Genomic DNA, 5,979 nt, shown 5'->3' with positions numbered 1-5,979 from the left:
TCGGCTCGTTGAGCTCGAGGAACGCCAGCCGCACGTCGAGGTCGGGGCGCAGCCCGGCCAGCCGGTTGGCCACCGCGCGCGCGTTGGAGCCCGACCGGGGGTCGCGGCTGCCGTGGGCGGTGAGTACCAGCGTGCTCATGAGGCGTGTAACCCGCATTCGACCTTGTTTCGTCCCCGCCAGCGTCCGCTGCGAGGATCGTCACCCTCGGCCGGCTTGGTGGTGCAGGGGGCGCAGCCGATGGACGGGTAGCCCTCGTCGACGAGCGGGTTGACCAGCACGTTGTGGCGCTCGATGTAGTCCTGGACGTCCTCGTCGGTCCAGGCCGCGATGGGGTTGACCTTGATCAGGTCGAACGATTCGTCGAAGCTGATCAGCGGGGCGTTCGCGCGGGTGGCGGCCTCCGCCCGGCGCAGCCCGCTGACCCACGCGGCGTAGCCGCGCAGCGCGCGGCGCAGGGGCAGGACCTTGCGCCGGCGGCAGCATTCGTTGGGGTCGCGGGCGAACAGCTCCTTGCCCAGCAGTTCGTCCTGCTCCTGCACGGTGTGCTCGGGGGTGACGTTGAGCAGGTGGATGTCGTAGGCGGACTCGACCGCATCGCGGGTGCCAATCGTTTCGGCGAAGTGGTAGCCGGTGTCCAGGAACACCACCGGCACGCCCGGCCGCACCTCGGAGGCGAGCGAAACCACCACGGCGTCTTGCATATTGGCGGCGACCACGTACTGACAACCCGGGCCGTCGGCACCGCCGAAGTGCTCGTCGGTCCACCGCAGGACGTCGACGGCGCCGGCGTCCTCCATCTCGGCGGCGCCGCGCTCGGCCAGCTCGCGCAGCTGTTCCTTGGTGAAGTTGATCGCCACCATCGGGTCCTCAGCTCCTATCGCAGGTCGGCCTCGTCGGCGCGCAGCGCCCAGGACGCGAAGGTCTCGTTGCCCTCCCGGCGTTCGAGGAAGTTGCGGGTCACCCGGTCGATGTAGTCGCCGAGCTCGTCGCTGGTCACCTTGTGCTGGCGCAGCTTTCGGCCGAACCCGCTCGCCTCGCCCAGGCCGCCGCCCAGGTGCACCTGGAAGCCCTCGACCGAATTGCCCTCGCCGTCGTCGATCCACTGGCCCTTGAAGCCGATGTCGGCCACCTGGATTCGCGCGCACGAGTTCGGGCATCCGTTCAGATGGACGCTGATCGGCACGTCCAGCCTGGAGTCGACGTCGGCCAGGCGCTGCTCCAGCTCGGGCACCAAAGTCTGTGTGCGGACGCGGGTTTCGGCGAAGGACAGCTTGCAGAACTCGATGCCGGTGCAGGCCATGGTGTTCTTGCGCCACGCGGAGGGCCGCGACGGCAGGCCGAGGCCATCGAGTGCGGCGACCGTCTCGTCGACGCGGTCGTCGGGCACGTCGAGGATGACCAGCTTCTGGAACGGGGTGAGCCGGGCCCGGTCGGAGCCGACCTTCTCCATCAGGTCGGCCACCGCCGACAGCGTGGTGCCCGAGACGCGGCCGGCGATCGGGGCGACGCCAATCGCGTTGTGCCCGTTCTTGATCTTCTGCACGCCGACGTGGTCGATGGTCTGCTTGACCGGCTCGGGCGCCGGGCCGTCGATGAGCCGTCGGTGCAGGTACTCGGTTTCGAGGACCTCGCGGAATTTCTCGACGCCCCAGTCCTTGATCAGGAATTTCAGCCGGGCCTTGGCGCGCAGCCGCCGGTAGCCGTGGTCGCGGAACGCCTTGGTGACGGCCTCCCACACGTCGGGCACCTCGTCCAGCGGGATCCACACGCCGACCCGTTGGGCCAGCATCGGATTGGTCGACAGGCCACCGCCCACCCACAGGTCCAGGCCGGGTCCGTGCTCGGGGTGGTTGACGCCGACGAACGCGACGTCGTGGGTTTCGTGCGAGACGTCCTGCAGGCCCGAGACCGCGGTCTTGTATTTGCGTGGCAGGTTGGCGTATTCGGGGTTGTTCATGGAGCGCCGGACGATCTCGTCGATCGCGGGGGAGGGGTCGAGCACCTCGTCGAGCGAGTCGCCGGCCAGCGGCGAACCGTGGATGCCGCGCGGGCAGTCACCGCAGGCCTCGGTGGTCTGCAGTCCGACGGAATCCAGGCGCCGCCAGATCTCGGGGACGTCCTCGATGCGAATCCAGTGCAGCTGCAGGTTTTCCCGGTCGCTGATGTCGGCGGTGTCGCGGGCGAATTCGGTCGAGATCTGACCGAGCGTGCGCATCGCGTGCGCCGTCAACGGTTTCCCGTCCGTGCGGACGCGCATCATGAAGTACTTGGCTTCGATCTTGTCGGTGTTGTCGTCGCCGGTCCAGCTGCCGTCGTAGCCCTGCTCGCGCTGGGTGTACAGGCCCATCCAGCGGAAGCGCCCGCGCAGATCCGAGTGGTCGATGCTGTCGAAACCCTGGTGGGCGTAGACGTTGACGATCCGGTCGCGCACGTTGAGCGGCGCGTCGTCGTTCTTGATCTTCTCGGTGTCGTTGAGCGGTTCGCGGTCGCCCAGCGACCACTGGCCCTCGCTGCGGGTCTTGGCCGGACGTGCTGTGGTCATGGGGTGCTCCTTCGCGGTGCTGGGCTGCGGGGCTGCCGGCCGCGGCATCGACGCGATGATGTTGTCAATCAGAGGTGAGAGCGGGCGCTTCGTTGCGCCCACGACTCATGGCTTCATAGTGCCCGGCATGGGTGTCGGCGAGTAGAGGTCGCGCCGTTGTGAGGGCACAACCGCTGGTTGTGTGCTCCGGTTCACTTTATTGGTCTGCGGCCCAGCGTGATTGCCGTAGTCTGCCGCTGTGGCCTCGACCGATTCGGCGCCCACGCCCGACGCCCGCGAGCGCCGTGCGCTATGCGATCTGTTCGCCCGACTCGGCCCGTCCGCGCCCACGCTGCTGGCGGGCTGGACCACCCACGATCTCGCCGCCCACTTGGTGTTGCGTGAGCACGATGTCATTGCGGGGCCATGTTTGGTGCTGCCCGGTGGCTTCCAAGGGTTCGCCGAGCGGCGCCAGGCCGCATTGGCCCGTCGTTCCGATTTCCCGCAGCTCGTCGCACGGGTGCGATCCGGTCCGCCCGCCGGGTTCTTTCGCATCGGGTGGGTGCGCGCGTTGGCGAATCTCAACGAGTTCTTCGTGCATCACGAGGACGTCCGCCGGGCCAACGGCCTCGGGCCCCGCGCGTTGACGCCCGACGTCGAGGCCGCGCTTTGGCGCAACGTCCGACGCGGCGGCCGGTTCCTGAGCCGGCGGCTACGGGGTTGCGGCCTCGAGGTGGCCTGGGCCGGCACCGACGAGCGGGTCACAGTTCGGCCCGGGACGCCGGCGTTGCTCAGCGGTGCGCCGGGGGAGCTGCTGCTGTACCTCTTCGGCCGGCAGGACGCGGCGGACGTCGAGATCAGCGGGCCGCCCGAAGCCGTCGCGGCGGTGCGCGGCACCCACTTCGGGATGTGAGTCCGTCCTCGTCGCGACAACTGAAACGCGCGTTGTCGCCGGGAGCGGCGGCGTAGCATCAGCTCACGCTCAACGGCGAGCGAGGTACACATGAGCCACAGCGACTCGACCGACGTCGACAAATGGGACCGCGACCTGGCCGAACATGTCGTCGCGCTGACCCGTCCGATCGTCAAGCACTATTTCCGGTCCGAGGTGCGGGGCCTCGACAACATCCCGCCCGGGGCGTCGTTGATGGTGGGGAATCATTCCGGCGGCATGACCACGTTCGATTGGTCGGTGTTGGCGGTCGACTACTACGACAAGTACGGCTACGACCGCCCGCTGTACGCGCTCGCCTTCGACACCATCTTCGCCGGGCCCGCCGGTGACTTCTTCCGGCGCACGGGGGTGATCCGGGCGACGCGCGAGAACGCCGCCAAGGCCTTGGCCTCCGGTTCCCCGGTGCTGGTCTTCCCCGGCGGCGACTTCGATGTCTACCGGTCCACCTTGCGGGAGAACACCATCGACTTCGACGGGCGCACCGGTTACATCACCACCGCGATCGAGGCCAACGTCCCGATCGTTCCCGCCGTCTCCATCGGCGGGCAGGAAAGCCAGTTCTTCGTCAGCCGCGGCCGGTGGCTGTCCCGGGCGCTGCGGCTCACCAAGCTGGAACGCAAATTCTTCCGAACCGACATCCTGCCCATCACTTTCGGCTTCCCGTTCGGGCTCAGCGTGCTCGCGCCGGTCAACATGCCGCTGCCCACCAAGCTCGTCACCGAAGTGTTGCCGCCCATCAACGTCGCCAAGTTCGCCGACGCCCACGACCTCAAGCGTGTCGACGCGCACGTGCGGTGGGTGATGCAGAAGGGGCTGAAAGAGCTTGCCGCCCAGCGTCATTACCCGGTGATCGGTTAGGTCCCCGCGAACACCACGTCGGGGTTGAGGATGCCTGCCGGGTCGAAGCTGCGCTTGATGCGGCGCATCAGGTCGATCTTCACCGGGTCTTCGAGTTCGAGGTAGTACGGGGTCTTGGCGCGGCCCAGGCCGTGTTCGCCGGAGATGGCGCCGCCCAATTCCATTGCCAGCGCGAAGATGTCGGTCATCAGCTTCTTGCGGGTGTCCGGGTCCTTGCAGAAGATGGCCAGGTGCACGTTGCCGTCGCCGGCGTGGCCGCAGCCCGCCGCGGCGCCGCCGGCGGCCGCCGCCAATCCGCGGGCGGCGGACAGGAATTTCGGCATCGCGCCGCGCGGCACCACGGTGTCGATGAGATCGTCGGCGCCGACCGCCTTCAGCGTCCAGAACGCCTTCTCCCGCGCCTCGATCAGCTTGCGCGCCGAACCGCCTTCAAGCACATAGGCATCCACGGCGCCCAGCTCGGCCAGCAGCTCGCCGGCCTTCTCGACGTCCTCGTCCAGCCGGTCCGCGGTCCGGTTCTCAAGCGCCACAACGAGATAGGCGTCGCAGCTGTCGCGGACGCTGTCGGGAATGCCCAACTCCAGGTTCTGGGTGTGGACCAGCGCGGCCATGGTCACGTTGTCGATGTACTCCAGGATGTAGGGCGCGAGGCCGCTTCCCGCGATCTTGGGGACCGCCGTCATGACCTGGTCGAAGTCGGCGAACGGCGCGAGCACGGCGGCGTTGTGGTCGAGCCGCGGGTGCAGCTTGACGGTCACCTCGGTGGCCAGGGCCAGGGTGCCCTCGGAGCCGACGATGAGCTGGGTGAGGTCGTAGCCGGTGGAGATCTTGGCGATCTTGCCGCCGGTGCGGATGAGCTCACCGGTCGGCAGCGCCGCCTGCAACCCGAGCACGTTCTGGCGGGCGATGCCGTACTTGACGGCGTTCATCCCGCCGGCGTTGGTGCCGACGTTGCCGCCCACGCTGGACGACAGCTCGCCCGGGTGCACCATGTAGCGCAGGCCGGTGTCGGCGGTCGCAGCGTCCAACTCGGTGAGCGTCACGCCCGGCTGGACGACGGCGACCTGGTTGGTGGTGTCGACCTCAAGCACGGCGTTCATCCGCTCGAAGGAGATCAGCAGCCCGTCGGCCCGCGGGATGGCCGCGCCCGACAACCCCGTTCCGGACCCGCGGGCCGTCACCGGCACGTGGTGGTCCGAGGCGGCCTTGAGAAGTTGCGAAACCGCTTCCGCGCTGGCCGGTTTGGCGACGTACGCCGGGCGCTGCGGCGGCTTGGTCAGCACCTCGTCGTGCCAGTAGTCCTCGGGGATGGCGTCGCCGGTCAGCAGGTTGTGCTGGCCGACGATCTCGGCGAACCGCGCCGTCATGTCGCTCATGGGACTTCACCCTATCGCCGGAGTGAGGTGATCGATGGCCGCTCGCATCTCGCCGCCGACGATCGGCACGCAGTCGTCGGGGAGGTCGGTGGTGACGTCCACGCCGCCGAGTCCGTCGAGGAATCTTGGCAGCTGCTCCATCGCGCCGGTGGGCAGGTCGTGCAGCACCACCACGGTGTGCTGTCGACTACGGGTGTCGGCGAGCGCCCGGTCGACCCACCCGGTCGGATCGGCCCAGTCGCGGGGGACGCTGTTCCACAGCACGCAG

Annotated in this window: 6 protein-coding genes and 1 pseudogene; 2 read left to right on the top strand and 5 right to left on the bottom strand. The window is 68.6% G+C overall.

Going from position 1 to position 5,979, the window contains the following annotated elements:
- The 3 genes from A5702_RS00165 to A5702_RS00155 all read right to left on the bottom strand — a co-directional run.
- A partial coding sequence (locus A5702_RS00165) for a CbiX/SirB N-terminal domain-containing protein (RefSeq protein WP_304440329.1) occupies positions 1–139 on the bottom strand: 139 nt, incomplete at its 3' end.
- Positions 136–861, bottom strand: coding sequence for a phosphoadenylyl-sulfate reductase (locus tag A5702_RS00160; RefSeq protein ID WP_068217236.1), 726 nt, complete (start codon positions 859–861; stop codon positions 136–138). The genes A5702_RS00165 and A5702_RS00160, both read right to left, overlap by 4 nt.
- 14 nt (positions 862–875) lie before the next feature.
- The gene (locus tag A5702_RS00155; protein ID WP_068217238.1) at positions 876–2,543 is read right to left on the bottom strand and encodes a nitrite/sulfite reductase; all 1,668 of its coding nucleotides are present in this window, start codon (positions 2,541–2,543) and stop codon (positions 876–878) included.
- A 238-nt stretch (positions 2,544–2,781) separates the two neighbouring features.
- Here A5702_RS00155 and A5702_RS00150 point away from each other — a divergent pair, with 238 nt between their 5' ends.
- Positions 2,782–3,435 (top strand): TIGR03085 family metal-binding protein, encoded by a 654-nt coding sequence (locus A5702_RS00150; protein ID WP_068217230.1) that lies wholly within the window; start codon positions 2,782–2,784, stop codon positions 3,433–3,435.
- A gap of 90 nt (positions 3,436–3,525) precedes the next feature.
- Entirely contained in the window at positions 3,526–4,335 is an 810-nt protein-coding gene (locus tag A5702_RS00145; RefSeq protein WP_068217227.1) for a lysophospholipid acyltransferase family protein, read from the top strand.
- Here A5702_RS00145 and A5702_RS00140 read toward each other — a convergent pair.
- Positions 4,332–5,711: an FAD-binding oxidoreductase gene (locus A5702_RS00140; RefSeq protein ID WP_068217226.1), complete on the bottom strand. Its 1,380-nt coding sequence runs from the start codon at positions 5,709–5,711 to the stop codon at positions 4,332–4,334. The genes A5702_RS00145 and A5702_RS00140 overlap by 4 nt on opposite strands.
- A 6-nt stretch (positions 5,712–5,717) precedes the next feature.
- A pseudogene (locus A5702_RS26580) lies at positions 5,718–5,979 on the bottom strand (polysaccharide deacetylase family protein); the annotation flags it as partial.

The organism is Mycobacterium sp. E3339, assembly GCF_001666915.1.
Taxonomy (GTDB): domain Bacteria; phylum Actinomycetota; class Actinomycetes; order Mycobacteriales; family Mycobacteriaceae; genus Mycobacterium.
The sequence above is the reverse complement of the archived record's forward strand: the minus strand, read 5'-3'. Positions and strand labels throughout refer to the sequence as shown.